Here is a 14,982-nt window from a genome sequence, read left to right on the forward strand (position 1 = left end):
TCTCGGCCGTAACTTCCTTCCGCTCGCTACGGTTTTGGCAGGCGTCATTATTTAATGTGGAAACGAAATTATTGCATACCGCCCCAGTTACGCCTTGTTCAAATCAACAAGCGTCTCTTCCCCCTTGCGCCAGCGCCACCAGCCCAGCGCCACGCAGGCCAGCAGCAGGGCCAGCAAGCCCGCCACTTCATGGCGGATTTCATACAGCGAGGCACCCATCTGGTTGAGCGCAACAAAGCCCTGGATGCCGGCCGTGGATGGCAGCAGCCAGCGCAGCCATTGCAGCACGACGGGCATGGACGATATGGGCCACGTCAGCCCCGCCAGGAACAGCACGGGCATCGAGGTGGCGATCATCAGCTGCGTGCCCCGCTCGCGCGTGCGGAAGAGCATGCCCAGCAGCATGCCGAAGGCCGCCTCGCACAGCGAGAACAGCACCAGCAGCACGAGCATGCCGCCGAAATTGCCGCCACGGGGGTAATCCTGGAACCAGAAGACGAAGCCGAAGAAATAGCAGCAATTCAGGAAGGCCACGGAAGCAAACGCCAGCAGCATGCCCGCGTAGCCACCGGCCGTGCGTTTTCCTGCCAGAGGGAAACTCTTGCGCTGGTACCAGGTGCCGAACAGCATGGTCATGCCGATCAGCAAGGTCTGCTGCACGATCAGGGTAGCCACGCCGGGCACGACGTAGGCGCCATAGCCTTCGCGCACGTTAAACAGGGGCACGGCGTCGAAGGCGATGGGCGAGCGCTGCTCGTTGGCCTGTACCGTCGACGGCGTGCCCGCCCCCAGGCGTTTCAGTTCGATGCCGGCCGACACCGTGCCCACCACTTCGGCCAGGCCATTCAAGGCCACCTTGTTCAGCATCAAATACAAGCCATTGCCCGCCACTTGCGCGTGGGCGGCGCGCCCGGCCAGCACGTCCGTCTGCAAGCCGTCGGGAATGATCAGCACGCCCATCACCTGGTCGCGCCACAATAAATCCTGCGCGACGGGCAAGTCCGGCGTGACGGCGATCACCTGCAGCGAGGGGTGGGCCATGGCAAAGCGCGTCAGCTGGCGCGACATGGCGCTGCGGTCCTGGTCGACGACGGCCACGGGCACGCGCTGGACGATTTCCGTCGAATACGGCAAGGGATAGAAGAACGAGTAAATGATGCCGCCGATAAACAGCAAGGTCAGCGCGCCCTTGTCCGTCAGCATGGCGCGCCACGTGGCGCGGAAGGCGGCCCAGCTCATGTGCGCCCCCAGGCGGTGGGCGCGTTGGCGCGGCGCGCCAGCAGGAACAGGCCCACGGCGCCGCAGCCGATGGCGATACCGGCCAGTATCAGCATTTCCTGCACGCCATAGCGCCACGGCGCGCCGGCCAGCCAGTATTTCGTTTGCAGCTGCAGATAATGCGTGAGCGGCAAGGCTTCGGCCCACGCGCGCGCCGGCGGCGGCATGGACAGCAGCGGAAAAGCCTGGCCTGCGAAGGCGAATGCCGGCGCCGTGATGAACGCGGCGCCGGACAGGGCCAGGCGCATGGACAGGGTGGCGGCGATGAGCAAGGTAGCCAGGCCGCAATAGGCCAGCACCAGCAGCAGCATGCTCAGCAGCAGCGCCGGCAAGCTGCCCGCCACGGCCCAGCCCCGCGCCAGGCTGAAGAACAGCAAATACAGCAGCGCCAGCGCCACATAGGCGATGAGGGGGAACAGCAGCTTGGCGCCCACGGCGCGCGGCCAGCTGCCCTGGGCCGAGGCCAGCCATTGGGGCACGGTGCCGTCGCGCAATTCGCGCCCGATGCTCGTGACGATGGCGACGACGATGAAAATCTGCAACATGGACGGCATCAGGGCCAGCGTGAGGAAGGCTTCATAGCTGATGTTTTCGTTATATAAACTGTTCAGGGTGGTGCGTATCGGCTCGAACTGGGCCGCCGCCTGCAGGGGCGCCATGCCCTTCTTGACGCGGGCCGTCATCTCGATGCCGGCCGACAAGGTCGTGCTGACCGTGCGCACGTCGCGCAGCAAGGCGCCCGCGTGCGAGGAAAACTGCGCGTTGTACAGCCATTGCACGGTGGCCTGGCGGCCGCCCAGCAATTTCTTCTCAAAATCACCGGGGATCACCAGGTAGCCGAAGGCCGTGCGTTCGCGCAACTGGTGCAAGGCATCGTCGCTGGAGGCCACCTTCGCCGTCACGGCGATGCCGGGCGAAGCGTCGAGCCAGCGCGTGAGCTGGCGCGACAGGGTGGAGTTATCGTTATCGATGACGACGATGGGCAAGTCGCGCGCGATGCCGGCGGAAAACACCAGCCACAGTATGCCGCACAGCAATACGGGTATCCAGCTGAGCATGCCCAGGTCCCAGAAATCGCCGCGCAGCCGCGCCCATTCGCGCGCCAGCGCCGAACCCAGCCCTTTATCCGCTTCGCTCATCGGCTATCAGAGCGGCGGAAACACGACCGACATGCCCGGGCGCAAGCCATCGACCTTGATGGCAGGCCGCAGGCGGATTTCAAACGTGCGCAAGTCCGTGCCGCCCGGACGGGCCGCGCGCCAGGTGGCGAAGTCCGGCAGCACGGCCACGGAACTGACCTTGAAGCTCAGCTGCTGCTTCAAGGCCGGCACATTCGCCGTGTGCGTGCTGCCCATGGAAAACGCGCCCATTTCATCCTCGCGCACCTGCAGCACGGCCCAGGCGTCATCGAGGTTCACCATGGTAATGACGGGGAAGCCTTGCGGCGCCAGTTCGCCGGGCTGGATCTGGATCTTGCTGACCTGGCCCGCCACCGGCGCGGCGATCTTCGTTTCGGCCAGGGCGATTTCCGCTTCCGTCAGCACGGCGCCCACCTGGCGCGCCTGGGCGGCGGCGGCCGTCTTGTCTTCCGGCCGGGCGCCTTTTTGCGCCATGTCATATTGCGCGCGGGCCGCCTGCGCCAGCTGCTCGGCGGCGCGCCACTGGGCTTGCGCCTCGTCGCGCTTCTGCTGGGCGATCACGCCCTGCTCGTACATATTGTTGACGCGGGTATAGGTGGTCTTGGCGATGTTCGCGCCCGTCTGCGCCCGTTCCCAGTTGGCTTTCGCAGCGGCAACTTCCTCGGGACGCGCCCCCGCTTCCGCCTTCTTCGCCACGGCATCGGCCGCCTGCGTGGCCGCCGTCGCCTGCGCGATCTTCGCCTGCACTTCCGGGCTCGTCAGCTGGAACAGCAGCTGACCCTTGGCCACGTTCTGGCCCAGCTTGACGTACAGCTCGCCCACCCGGCCCGGCACTTTCGACGACACATTGACTTCCTGCGCATCCATCTGTCCCTGCAGAGGCAGGCGCTGGGGCTGGAAAGCCTGGTACAAGCCCCAGCCGACGAAGGCCAGGACAATGACGGCGCCGACTATGGCCAACGGTTTTTTGGATGTGCTCATTATTTGGTGTCCACAGGTAATTGGATGTCGGCCGCTGCCGCCAGGCTGCCCAGGCGCTGCGTCTCGCCCGTCGCTTCCAGCAATTGCGCCAGTCCCATCACATAGTTATAGGCCGTCTGCGCCCGCTGGGTCTCGACCTTGGCCAGGTTCAGGCGCGCATCGACCACTTCCAGCGACGTCACCTGCCCTTGCTGGAAGGCCACCGTCTGCAAACGGATATTTTCGCGCGCCAGCTCCACCGACGAGGCCGTGGACAGATACTGGATGCGGGCGTTTTCCAGCGCGCGCCAGTTCTTTTCGATCAGGGTGGGAATGTCGCGCTCGGCCTGGCGCGCCACCACTTCCACCCGCTCCTGGTCCAGCTTGGCGGCGGCTATCATCTTGCCCGTGTTGATGCGGTGCACCAGCGGCACGGCCACGACGAGGCCGATGGCCCAGTTCGAGCGCACGAGCTTTTCGCTGCCGCGGTTCAAGTTGTAGTTCCCGATGGCAAACACCGTGGGCGTGTATTCCTTGCCGTGCAGCTTCAGGGCCTGTTCGGCCTGCGCGCGCTTGCTGTCGATCTTTTTCCAGTTCGCGTTTTCGCGCATGCCCGTGCTGATGAACGATTGCAAGGTGCCGACGGGCAAGCTGTTGACGAACAAGGGCGTGCTGGGACGCACTTGCGTATTGACGGCGAGCAAACGGTCGAGTGCCACCTGGGCGATTTCCTCGTCGCTGCGCGCCTGCGCCTCGTCGCTGCGGGCGCCGTCCAGCGCCACGTCGGCGCGCAGGCGCTCGGCGCGCGAAATCAGGCCGCCCTTTTCCAGCCTGGCCGCGTCGCGCTGGTGTTCCGTCACGCCGGCCGTCACTTCGGCCCGCACGGCGACGACGCGCTTGGCCAGCAGCAGCTGGAAATAGCGCTGCGCCACCAGGGTGGCCAGCTGCTCTTCCGCTTCCACGCGCTCCGCCTGCGCCGCCTGGGTCAGGCTGGACGCGAGTCCCTTGACGGCGTCCAGGCGGCCGCCCGTGTAGATGGGCCACATGCCCAGCAAGCCGAACGAGGTCAGGTCCGTCACCACTTCGCGGCTGAGGGAATTGGGAATCTGTGGCTTGGGCAAGCCGGGAATGGGCGGCAGCACGGATTCGATGCCGCCCACCACGCCGGACAGGCCGCTCGTATCGATGTTCAAGTCCGTCGACAGGCGGCCACGGAACGCCGTCAAATCCACCGAGGGGCCGTCGATGTTCGACAGCGCCTCGGCCTTGAGCGTTTTGGCACGCACGTCGAGCACGGCACCTTGCACGGCACCCGAGGCGGCAGCGGCTTGCTGCAGCGCCTCGTTGAAACTCAAAGGCGCGCCGGCCGGCACTTGCGCCAGCGCTGGCAAAGCGATACTCAGCGCGCCAGCCAGTAATAAATGTCCTTGCAATCTGCCCATGTAGCGTCCAGTCAATGAATGAGGGGAAAGCACGGGATTGCCATGTTTATACTTTCACAATAGCAATTATATGCAAGGAAGTCCATTCCAGCCTGCACTGGAGGAAAGTGTCGCTTCCACGCAAAAACGGGCGCCTCTTGCGGGGCGCCCGTGGTCATCAATCAAGCATGGAGAAACTTACTTTTTCGACTTCTTGTCGCCCTTGCCGCCCTTTTCCTTTTCAAACAGGGCAAAGAATTCCGACGCCATGCCACGGATGGCGCGGCCGATGTTGGCGTAGTCGTACTCGTTCAGGTTGGCGAGGGAAACCCGGCCCGACGGGTGCGTGGTGCCGAAGCCCCGGCCCGGCAGCAGGATGACGCCCGTTTCCTCGGCCAGGCGGAACAGCGCCTCGTTCGGTTTCAGTTTCTTCAGCAGCCACTGCGAGAATTCCTCGCCATGCATTTGCGCGGCCAGCGATTCCATGTCCAGCAGATGGTAGTAACGTACGGAGTTGGCGTCGTGCACCATCGGCAAGCCCAGTTCGCGGTACAGCGCCTGCTTGCGGCGCAGCACGATATGTTTCATCGACTGCTTGTACTTTTGCTCCTCGTCCATCAGCGAGAACAGGGAGAACAGGGTCATCTGCGCCTGCACGGGCGTGGACAGGCCGGCCGTGTGGTTCAGCGCCACGGTGCGACTGTCGGCCACCAGGCGGTCGATGAATTTGAGCTTGCGCGGCTCCGTCGTGATGGAATGGTAGCGCGCATCGAGCTGCTTCTTGACGGTTTCCGGCAGCTTGGAGATTTTTTCGTCGAGGATATTGTTCTCGTGCGTGGCCACCACGCCCATGCGCCAGCCCGTCGCGCCGAAGTATTTCGAGAACGAATACACGAGGATGGTGTTGTACGGGCAGATGGCGAACAGGGAGACGAAATTATCGGCAAACGTGCCGTACACGTCATCGGTCAGGATGATCAGGTCAGGCCGCTTCTTGATGATCTTGGCGATGTATTCCAGGGTCTCGTCGTCGATCTTGACCGAGGGTGGATTGCTGGGGTTGACGAGGAAGAATGCCTTGACTTTCGGGTCGAGCAGCTTGTCCAGCTCTTTCTTTGTGAATTGCCAATTGTTCGATTGCGGCGCATCAATATGCACCGTGTTCAACTGGTAATCATTGAGCTGCGGGATCTCGATGTAGGGCGTGAAGATCGGCATGCCCAGGGCGATGGTGTCGCCTTCCTGGATGATGTGGTTCGATTTCAGGCTGGCGAACAGGTAGGTCATGGCCGCCGTGCCGCCTTCGACCGCATACATGTCGAAATTGCCGACGAAGGGGTGCTCGCCCACCATTTCGCGGTGAATATACTGGCCGACGATTTTCTCGGACAGGCGCAGCATGCGGTCCGGCACGGGATAGTTACAGCCGAGGATGGCTTCGCACATCTCGTAGATGAAGTCGCCCGCGCTCAGGCCCAGCTGGTCGCGCACGTAGGACACGGCCGCCTCGATGAAATGCACGCCCGGCGTGCCGTCGTTCTTGCGCACGAAGATTTCAAAGCGCGCCTCGATGCCGTCGCGCGTGGGGAAGCCGCCCACGCCTTCCATGTACACGTAGGAACGTTCCGCTTCCGTCATGGCGAACTGGCCGAATTGGAAGAAGCCGTGGCGTGGCGTCGTCGCCAGGAAATTCGGATTGCCGCGGCCCGCATTGAGCATCAGGCGGTTGCTTTGCTTGGCCGTCTGGATCAGCGCATCCTTGAGTTCGAATGGGCTCAACAGGGCGAGTTTGGCTGGGTTACTGAAATCCATTTCTGCTACTCCTTATTAGACAAGTGAGGAGGCCCCGTGCGGGCGGCCTGGATAGTACTGATACTCGCTGACTCAGACGAAGGCCACGACGAGCGGGCCCAGCAAGGTCAGGAAAACGTTGGCCAAGGCATAGGTGATGGCAAATGGCACGGTGGGAATGGAGTTCTGCGCCGCGTTCAGCACTTCGCCGAAGGCGGGATTGGCGCTGCGCGAGCCGGACAAGGCACCGGCAAACACGGCAACGTTGTCATAGCGCAAGACGTAGCGGCCGATCAGCATGGTCAATATCATCGGCAGGATGGTGACGACGACGCCCACGCCGAACAGGGTCAGGCCATGCTGGCGCACGGTTTCCACGGCTTGCAGGCCGGAGGTGAGACCGACGACGGCGACGAAGCCGGCCAGGCCCAGGTCCTTGAGGATCTGCACGGCGCCGCTGGGCATGTAGCCGAAGGTCTGGCGCTTGGCGCGGAACCAGCCGAACACGAGGCCCGACAGCAGCACGCCGCCGCCGCTGCCCAGGGTCAGCGGGATGGAACCGATGCGCGCCACCAGCAAGCCCACCAGCAGGCCGACGACGAGGCCGGCACCCATGTAGACGAAGTCCGTCTTGGCGCTCGGCACGATCATGTAGCCCACTTCGGCCGCCACGCGCTTGACGTCCTGCTCGGCGCCATAAATGGTCACCACGTCGCCCGTCTGCACGACGGTTTCCGACTGCATGGGCAGGATCTTGCCCATGCGGCTCAGCTGCACGACGAAGATGCCGTGACGCACGCCCGGCGCCGTCGCGTTGCGGATCTCGCCCACCGTCTTGTTGTGATAGATCTTGTTGGTCAGCACCATGTCGCGGCGCTGCATCACCAGTTCCATGCCTTCGACGGCATGCAATTCCTTGCCCAGCTGGGAAGACACGCTGAGCATGGCTTCGCGGCGGCCCACCAGCAGCACGATGTCGTCGGCGGCCAGCACCAGGTCCTGGCTGACGTCGATGACCTGGCCGTTGCGCTTCACGCGCTCGATGGTGATGGCCGTGTTCGGATTGGCGCTTTCGATGTCCGCCACGGAACGCCCGGCGCCCGGACCCACTTCATAGATGCGGCCGATGAGGTCGGGCGCGGCGGGCGTCTGGCCAGGTCCCAGCACCTGCACGCCTGCCTGCAGCGCCGTTTCCGCCTTGATCGCGTCTTCGCGGATGGTGCGGCCCATGAGCTTGGGCAAGATGTTGACGCAGACGATGATGGCCCCGAACGAGCCGAACACATAGGTGACGGCATAGCCGACGGCCACGTTGCCCTGCAGGCGCGCCACTTCGTCCGCCGCCAGGCCCAGCTTGGCGATGGCGTCGCCCGCCGTGCCGATGATGGCCGACTGCGTCAAGCCGCCCGCCGCCACGCCGGCCGCCAGGCCCTTGTCCAGGTCGAAGATCTTGGCCATGATGACCACCGTCAGCAGCGCCGTCACGGCCAGCACCACGGCCAGGATGATTTCGCGCACGGACTGGCGGCCCAGGGAATTGAAGAACTGCGGCCCGCTTTCATAGCCGACGGCATAAATGAACAGTGCGAACAGCACCGACTTGACGCCGGGATCGATGGCGACGCCCACCTGGCTGACGAGCACCGCCACCAGGAGTGAACCGGCGACGCCGCCCAGCTGGAAGGAGCCGAACTTGATCTTGCCGATGTAGTAGCCCACTGCCAGGGAGAGAAACAGGGCAATTTCAGGCGACTTCTTGAATAACTCGTGCAACCATTCCATGCTGACCGCCTTTCGTTTTGAAGGAATTCTTTACTGCGACGACAACTCTTTACTGCTGTCCCATGCGCCAGCCCCCGCCTCAGGCGTGCACGGAGCCGGCCAGGGCCACGATGAGCGGCCCCAGCAGGGGCAGCACGACGTTCGAGATGGCATACGTGATCGTGTAGCCCAGCAAGGGCGTGGAATTGCCGGCCGCGTTCTGCACGGCGGACAGGGCCGGCGTACTGCATTGCTGGCCGGCAATGGCACCCAACAGCACGGGCGCTTCCAGTTTCAGGAAAAAGTGCCCCACGCACAGCGAGATCGAGGCGGGAACGGCGGCGATCAGCACGCCCATCAGGGGCAGCGACAGGCCGTACTGGCGGATCAGGTCGATCGCCTGCGGCCCGGACGCCAGGCCCACGCAGGCGATGAAGGTGGCCAGGCCGATGTCTTTCATCATGTCCAGCGCGCTCGGGTGGATGCCCGGCATGCCCGGCTTCCTCGCCTGGTACCAGCCGAACACGAGGCCCGTCAGTAAGGCGCCGCCGCCCGTGCCCAGTGAAAAGGGAATGCCGCCCAGCTTGGCGGAAAAGCCGCCGATGTACACGCCCAGCACGATGCCGATGCTGGCATACACGATATTGCTGCGGTCGCCCGTGGGCACGCGCTTGCCGATGGCGGCCAGGGCCGTGTTCAGCTCGCGCCCTTCCGTCGTGCCGTACAGGCGCAGCACGTCGTCGCGCTGCAGGGCCAGGTCCGGCAGGGGCGGCATGCTGTGTTCGCCACGGATGACGGCCGCCACGTGCACGCCGGCGGGCAAGGCCAGCTGGCGCAGGGGCTGGCCCACGAGCGACGCTTGCTGCAGCACCACTTCGACGGCGGAAACGGCCATGTTCAGGCCCGTCGTGTCGGCAAATTCATCGCCGAGGATGGATTCGGCCGCCACCAGCGCGGGGCGGTGGCCGATCACCAGCACCTCGTCGTTGGCGCGCAGGCGCAGTTCCGGCACCAAGGGCAGGACCTTGCCATGGCGGCGCACGCGCGTGATGCTGGCGCGGCCCGCAAAAATGGTTTGCAGCGAGTCGAGGCGCCGTCCCGCGCCGCGGCTGATGCGGTAAGCCCGTCCCACCATTTCCGGCGTCGCCTGCAAGTCGTCGGCGCCCGCCTGCGCGCCGCCCATCTGCGCCCACAGCTTGTCCGCTTCCTCGCGCAGATTGACGCGCAGCAAGAGCGGGAAGATCTGGCTGGTGATGATGACGATGGTGATGAGGCCGAAGATATACGTGATCGAATACGCGGTGACGACGTTGGCCTGCAGCTCGGCGATGCGCGCCACGGGCAGGGCCAGCTTGGAAATGGCGTCCGTGGCCGTGCCGACGACGGCGGACTCGGTCGCCGCGCCCGCCATCATGCCGGCCGCCGTGCCCTGATCCAGGCCCATGAGACGCGTGGCCAGCAAGACCAGCGCCAGCACGGCCACCACTTCGATCAGGCAGAGTATGCCCAGACGCAAGCCCTTGGCATTCAGGTTGGCAAAGAACTGGGGGCCGCCCGCATAGCCGAGGGCAAAGATGAAGAGCATGAAGAAAACATTCTTCACGCTGGCGTCGAGCGTGATGCCCACCTGCCCGATCAGCAGCGCGGCGATCAGGGTGCCGCACACGCCGCCCAGCTGGATGGGACCGAAGCGTATCTGCCCCACCGCGTAGCCCAGCGCCAGCGCCAGAAACAAGGCCAGTTCCGGTACCTGGTGCAATACCGACGCGATCGAATCGAGCATGGGCAAACCTTCGAAAAGAGACGGATGGTTACTGAAAATCTGGGCGTTCTCAGGCTGGCAGGGGCTTGCTTTTGAACGGGCGCATACGTCCCGCGCACGACCTGCCATGGAGGTTTGTGCTGGGAAAATGTTGTAACGTGGAATTATGTTCGGCGAAAATTTTATAAGTGTCAACAGGTGTTCTGTTGAACTCGTCTTGCGTTTCATCAAACAAGCTGCGCACGATTGAATGACTTGTTTGACACTGATCAACAATACTATTAGTAATGTTTGGGACGGTACCAGAGTGCCTTGCGCGCCAGTGGTGTTTCCTCCGGCAAGTCGGGATTGAGCAAGTCCAGCACCTGCCGCTGCGGCAACTTCAGCCCGTCCGCGAGGCGGCCGAAATGGCGCTGGAACAAGTGGCCGAAGCTGCCATCGGCAAGCATTTTCTCCAGTCCCGTTTCAAGATGGCGCGCCAGCTCCGGCCGGTGCTTGCCGACAAAAAAATACAGGGCCGCCGGGTAGCGGATGACGAGGTGGCCGTCCAGCGCCAGCGGCAGCTGCGCATGGCTGGCCAGCTCGCTTTGCGCCTCGATTACGGAACGGGGAAAGTAATCGATGCGGCCCGCCGCCAGTTGCTGGAACAGGCCTTCGTAGGTGCTGGAAGTATCGATGCGCAAGCCATTCGATTGCAGGATGGCGGCATCGGGCCAGTCGCTCATCTGGCCGGCCGACAGGCGCGCCAGGTCCGCCAGGCTGCGCACCTGACGCAGCAGCTGCGGCTGGCGCGCCTGGATCAGGGCCACGCGCCAGCCGATGAGTCCCCGGTCGATGGGGATGCGCACCGGCAGCAGCTGGGTTTCGCGCGCGCGGCTGGTCATGGCCCAGACGATGTCCACGCTGCCCGACGCCGTGGCGATCTCCTGCATGGCGCGCGTCTGCACCATGCGCAAGGTGGAGCGGCGCAGCGCGTAAGCATGCCCCGAGCGTTCCAATGCCAGCTGCAGCAAGGCCGTGACATAGGCTTGCTGGGGATCGTCCAGCGCCTGGTGGCGCGGATAGACGAGCGCTTGCGGCTGCGGCACCGCGGCCGGGGCAGCCAGGACCCTGTCGAGCGGCCACAGGCAGGCAAGCATGAGCACGGGACGGCGCCGCATGGCCCCTCCTTTCCAGCGCTTTCATAGCGTTCTTATCAGAATGACAGTATCGCGCAGCGAGGATGGCTTGTCGACTGGAATATGGAAACTGTGTACAAAACAACAGCAATACACGGGAACACGGGACAGGGAAGAATTAATCCAGATCAATAAAAGCGCAAATAGAAAATAAATCTTGCGTGCGGCGCTGGACGGCATGCGCGCCCCTCGCCTACGCTGTTTTTTTATTTGAAAAACAAGAGGAACACATGCAAACAGCACGCTTGAACATCATCGGCATGGACCACGAGGGCTGCGCCGACCGGCTGACGGGCGCACTCGAAGCGGTCGCCGGCGTGGCCACCGTGTGCGTCTCGCTGGCCCGTCACGGCGCCACGGTGCAGTTCGACGAACGGCTGGCCACGCAGGAACGCCTGCTGGCGGCCGTCAACGACGCCGGTTTCATGGGCGAGGCGACGGAGGAAGAACAGCTGGCCTCGTGCAGCGGCGCCTGCGGCCACTGCCGCCACTGAACCCCGCCTGCCGCGCGCCTGCCGCTCACCCTCCCCGCGCACCCCGGTCGCGCAAATGGGCCAGCACGCGGCGTGGCCCCAGCGCATGCAGGTCGAACGGCGGCAGCTCGATGGCGTCGAGCGTATTCTTGAACAGCAGGCCCAGCTCCGTATCGCCTTCCAGGCTCAGGCGGCGGCTGAAGAACAGCGTGTCCGGGTCTTCCTGGCGCCGCGCCAGCAGCATCAGGTCGTGCACGCTGGCGGCGATGCACAGCTCCGGCACGTCCACATAGCGCTCGGCCACGAAGACCGTGCCCTGCCACTCGAAATCGAAGGCGATGCCCGCGTCCAGCAGGCGCAGGCGCAGGCTGCGCCCTTCCAGGCTGCGCCGCACGTCGTCGGGCAATTGCGGCGCCAGCAGGCGGTTCAAGCCCTGCACGAACAGCCAGGAAGCGGGATACGGCGGCAGCTTGGACAGCAGCTCGGCCAGCGGTTCGGGCAGGCGGTACGACGGTCCCCCCTTGCACAGGCCGGGCGCGGCGGCAACGGGCGCCGGGGCGGGAATGGGCAGTCTTTCCAGTTGCTCTTGCATGGTAGTTCCTTTCGAGGCGATCAATGGGCGGTGCGCTGTTCCATGCCGGGCTGGCCATGCCAGTAGCCGTCGCAGGCGCCGGCCGGCTGGCAGGCTGCCAGCTGCGCCTGGGCGCCGATGCCGCTGACCTGGCCGCGCCGGGCGCGGTCAAAGATGGCGATGACTTTTTCCGTATGCATGGCCTGCGGGCTGATGCGCGCCACGCCCACGCCCATGTCGCGCATGGCGTCCAGTTCGCGCACGAGGTTATAGACGAGTGCCGACTGCGTCTGCGTGCCATTCAGGACCAGGAACGGCACTTCGTCGCGCGTGCGCAGCAGCAGGCCATCCGGCTCTTCCAGGCAGCTGTAGCCGCAATCGTCCTTCGGCAGGTTGCGGTTGCGCGCCGTGAAGCAGCGCGCGGAAAAGGCCAGCGGCATGCGGCCATAGGCGAACACTTCCGTCTCCAGGCCGTCCGGCTTCTGGCGCTGCATTTCCGCCAGCGCCGCCTGCCCCATTTCCAGCGGCATCACCCAGCGCCGCGCGCCCAGGCGCGCCAGCAATTGCAGGCTGGGGCCATTGAACAGGTTCAGGTGGGGACCGGCGACGAAGGGCGCGCCCTTTTCCATGCAGTGCACGGCGCCCATGTCGTTCGCTTCGACGCCGTAGCGGCCATTGCCCGTGATGCGGCGCAGGGTCGCCAGCTCGGCGCCCGCCTCGATCAGCGCCTGCGTCGACAGCACCACCTCCTTGCCGGCAGCGGCCAGCATGTCGGCGATATCGAGCCAGTCGGCCAAGCGCAGCTCGTGCCGGCGCGAGCAGACGGTTTCACCGAGATACACGATATCGACGGCGGTGGCGGCCATCTGCTGGTAAAACTCGAAGACGGTGGCGCGCGGCCAGTAGTACAGCAAGGGGCCCAGTGAAAGCTTCAGCATGTTCATCCTTTATTTCCAAGATCTGTGGTACGCACCGAGGGTGTGCTGCTGCCCTTCGGCCAGCTTGTCCATGGCCGCCATCCAGCCCGGCTTGACGGCGTAGCGCGCATTGCCTTCGCGGCAGGCGTCGATCGCTTCGCGCCACACGCGCGTCACCTGCGCGACATACGCGGGACTGCGCTGGCGGCCTTCGATCTTGACGGCGCGCACGCCCATGGCGATCAGCTGCGGCAGCAGCGCCAGCGTGTTCAGGCTGGCCGGTTCCTCGATGGCGTAATATTCTTCGTCGTTGACTTCGAAGCGCCCCTTGCACAGGGTGGGATAGCTGGCGTTCTCGCCGGGCGCGTAGCGGTCGATCAGCACGCCGTTCAGGCGCGATTCCAGGCCCTGCGGTGTTTCCAGCCAGCGCACGGATTTCGCGGGTGAACACACGCCATGCGTATTCGGTGCCTCGCCCGTCGCATACGACGACAGCGCGCAGCGCCCCTCGACCATCACGCACAGGCTGCCGAAGCCGAACACCTCGATTTCGACGTCCGTCTTGGCGATCAGCTGCTCGACCTGGGCCATCGACAGCACGCGGGGCAGCACGGCGCGGGCGATGCCGAAGTGTTCGTGATAAAAATTGATGGCCTCGTAATTCGTCGCCGAGCCCTGCACGGACAGGTGCAGGCGCAGCTGCGGGTGGTGCTGCGCCGCGTAGGCCATCAGGCCCGGGTCGGCGACGATCATGGCGTCGATGCCGGCATCGGCGGCGCGGTCGATGGCGCTGCGCCACACGGCCCAGTTGTGCGGCTGCGGATAGGTGTTCAGCGCCAGCAGCACCTTGCGCCCGTACTGGTGGGCATAGCGCACGCCCTCGGCGATGGCCTTTTCGTCGAAATTGAGGCCGGCGAAATTGCGCGCATTGGTGGCGTCGCGAAAACCCAGGTAGACGGTGTCGGCGCCATTGTCGACTGCCGCCTTCAGGGCGGGCAGGCTGCCGGCGGGACAGACCAGTTCCAGCGGCCCGGCCACGCGGGTGGCGGTGGTTGCTTCAAGCATCATGATGTTCACTCCCGTGTCGGCTCAGGGTGCAGACTATAGCGCCGCGCAGGGCGCGCAGTCCTTGACGCAGGTGAAGGAATGCACGCATGGCGGGCGCGTGTTCCACTTGCTTGACCGCGCTGTAAAATGTCCCCCCTTATCCGATCCCGCCGACCGCCATGCCCCGCAAACCGCTGCTCATCTTCCTGCTGACCCTGTTCCTCACCGTGCTGCAAATACAGTGGGCGTCGCCCGCCGACGGCTACGATGCCGAGTCCCTCTCCATCCTCTCGCCCGAGGTGCTGGGCGCCTGGCCCGGCGTCCTGCTGCTGTTCCTGCAAGCCGTCTTCGCGCGCCGCCAGGTGTCCGCGCTGCGCCAGGCCAGCCTGTGCACGGGCATGCTGGCCGTCTACTGGCTGCTGGCCAATTACGTCACCTTCGACGCGCGGGTGGCCAGCTGGAGCACCTACTCGGCGCTGGAAATCTGGCTGCACGTGCTGCCCGCCTCCGTCGTCAGCATCGCCCTCTGCGGCGCCGCCTGGTTTGGCGCCGCGTGGCTGATCCTGCGCCAGGCGGGCGCGAAGAAAAGCCGCTGAGGCGCTTTTTTTCACCTGCATCAAGGATTCGGCAAGCCGCTGTGCGCGCCCTTTGACGTCACTACATTTAGTGATTAACCTCAATAAA

The 14,982-nt window shown here is 64.7% G+C and carries 13 protein-coding genes; 2 read left to right on the forward strand and 11 right to left on the reverse strand.

The genetic code is table 11. The annotated features are described in order from the left end of the window. Positions 1-87: 87 nt before the first annotated feature. The 8 genes from EBS11_RS06505 to EBS11_RS06540 all read right to left on the reverse strand — a co-directional run bounded on the left by EBS11_RS06505 (position 88) and on the right by EBS11_RS06540 (position 11,272). Entirely contained in the window at positions 88-1,239 is a 1,152-nt protein-coding gene (locus EBS11_RS06505; protein WP_290601421.1) for an ABC transporter permease, read from the reverse strand. Then, on the reverse strand, positions 1,236-2,417 hold the full coding sequence (locus EBS11_RS06510) for an ABC transporter permease (protein ID WP_290601423.1): 1,182 nt from the start codon (positions 2,415-2,417) through the stop codon (positions 1,236-1,238). The genes EBS11_RS06505 and EBS11_RS06510 overlap by 4 nt, the downstream gene beginning before the upstream one ends. Before the next feature lie 6 nt (positions 2,418-2,423). Beyond that, complete coding sequence (locus EBS11_RS06515) at positions 2,424-3,398, reverse strand: HlyD family secretion protein (protein ID WP_290601425.1); 975 nt, start codon at positions 3,396-3,398, stop codon at positions 2,424-2,426. Beyond that, the gene (locus EBS11_RS06520; RefSeq protein ID WP_290601427.1) at positions 3,398-4,819 is read right to left on the reverse strand and encodes a TolC family protein; all 1,422 of its coding nucleotides are present in this window, start codon (positions 4,817-4,819) and stop codon (positions 3,398-3,400) included. Before EBS11_RS06520 ends, EBS11_RS06515 begins: the two co-directional genes overlap by 1 nt. Positions 4,820-4,996: 177 nt before the next feature. Then, a complete protein-coding gene (locus tag EBS11_RS06525; RefSeq protein ID WP_290601428.1) occupies positions 4,997-6,610 on the reverse strand; it encodes a bifunctional aspartate transaminase/aspartate 4-decarboxylase in 1,614 nt (537 codons plus the stop codon). Between the two features lie 72 nt (positions 6,611-6,682). Continuing rightward, positions 6,683-8,371, reverse strand: a complete 1,689-nt coding sequence (aspT, locus tag EBS11_RS06530) for an aspartate-alanine antiporter (protein ID WP_290601429.1) — start codon at positions 8,369-8,371, stop codon at positions 6,683-6,685. 79 nt (positions 8,372-8,450) lie between these two features. Then, a complete protein-coding gene (gene aspT, locus EBS11_RS06535; protein WP_290601430.1) occupies positions 8,451-10,133 on the reverse strand; it encodes an aspartate-alanine antiporter in 1,683 nt (560 codons plus the stop codon). Between the two features lie 260 nt (positions 10,134-10,393). After that, positions 10,394-11,272, reverse strand: coding sequence for a transporter substrate-binding domain-containing protein (locus EBS11_RS06540; RefSeq protein WP_290601431.1), 879 nt, complete (start codon positions 11,270-11,272; stop codon positions 10,394-10,396). Positions 11,273-11,520: 248 nt separating this feature from the next. Here EBS11_RS06540 and EBS11_RS06545 point away from each other — a divergent pair, with 248 nt between their 5' ends. After that, complete coding sequence (locus tag EBS11_RS06545; protein WP_290601432.1) at positions 11,521-11,784, forward strand: heavy-metal-associated domain-containing protein; 264 nt, start codon at positions 11,521-11,523, stop codon at positions 11,782-11,784. 25 nt (positions 11,785-11,809) lie between these two features. Here the strand turns inward: EBS11_RS06545 and EBS11_RS06550 are convergent, their stop codons facing one another. The 3 genes from EBS11_RS06550 to EBS11_RS06560 are packed head-to-tail and all read right to left on the reverse strand — an operon-like array spanning position 11,810 to position 14,316. After that, positions 11,810-12,355 carry an SCP2 sterol-binding domain-containing protein gene (locus EBS11_RS06550; protein ID WP_290601434.1) on the reverse strand — a complete coding sequence of 182 codons (546 nt, stop codon included), beginning with the start codon at positions 12,353-12,355 and terminating at the stop codon, positions 11,810-11,812. Positions 12,356-12,375: 20 nt separating this feature from the next. Continuing rightward, positions 12,376-13,272 carry a U32 family peptidase gene (locus EBS11_RS06555; RefSeq protein ID WP_290601435.1) on the reverse strand — a complete coding sequence of 299 codons (897 nt, stop codon included), beginning with the start codon at positions 13,270-13,272 and terminating at the stop codon, positions 12,376-12,378. Positions 13,273-13,281: 9 nt separating this feature from the next. Next, positions 13,282-14,316, reverse strand: a complete 1,035-nt coding sequence (locus EBS11_RS06560; protein WP_290601477.1) for a peptidase U32 family protein — start codon at positions 14,314-14,316, stop codon at positions 13,282-13,284. Positions 14,317-14,477: 161 nt separating this feature from the next. Here EBS11_RS06560 and EBS11_RS06565 point away from each other — a divergent pair, with 161 nt between their 5' ends. Further along, positions 14,478-14,894 (forward strand): hypothetical protein, encoded by a 417-nt coding sequence (locus EBS11_RS06565; protein WP_290601436.1) that lies wholly within the window; start codon positions 14,478-14,480, stop codon positions 14,892-14,894. Positions 14,895-14,982: the final 88 nt, after the last annotated feature.

It is taken from the genome of Janthinobacterium sp. (assembly GCF_009923995.1).
In the GTDB taxonomy this organism is placed as follows: Bacteria; Pseudomonadota; Gammaproteobacteria; order Burkholderiales; family Burkholderiaceae_D; genus Janthinobacterium.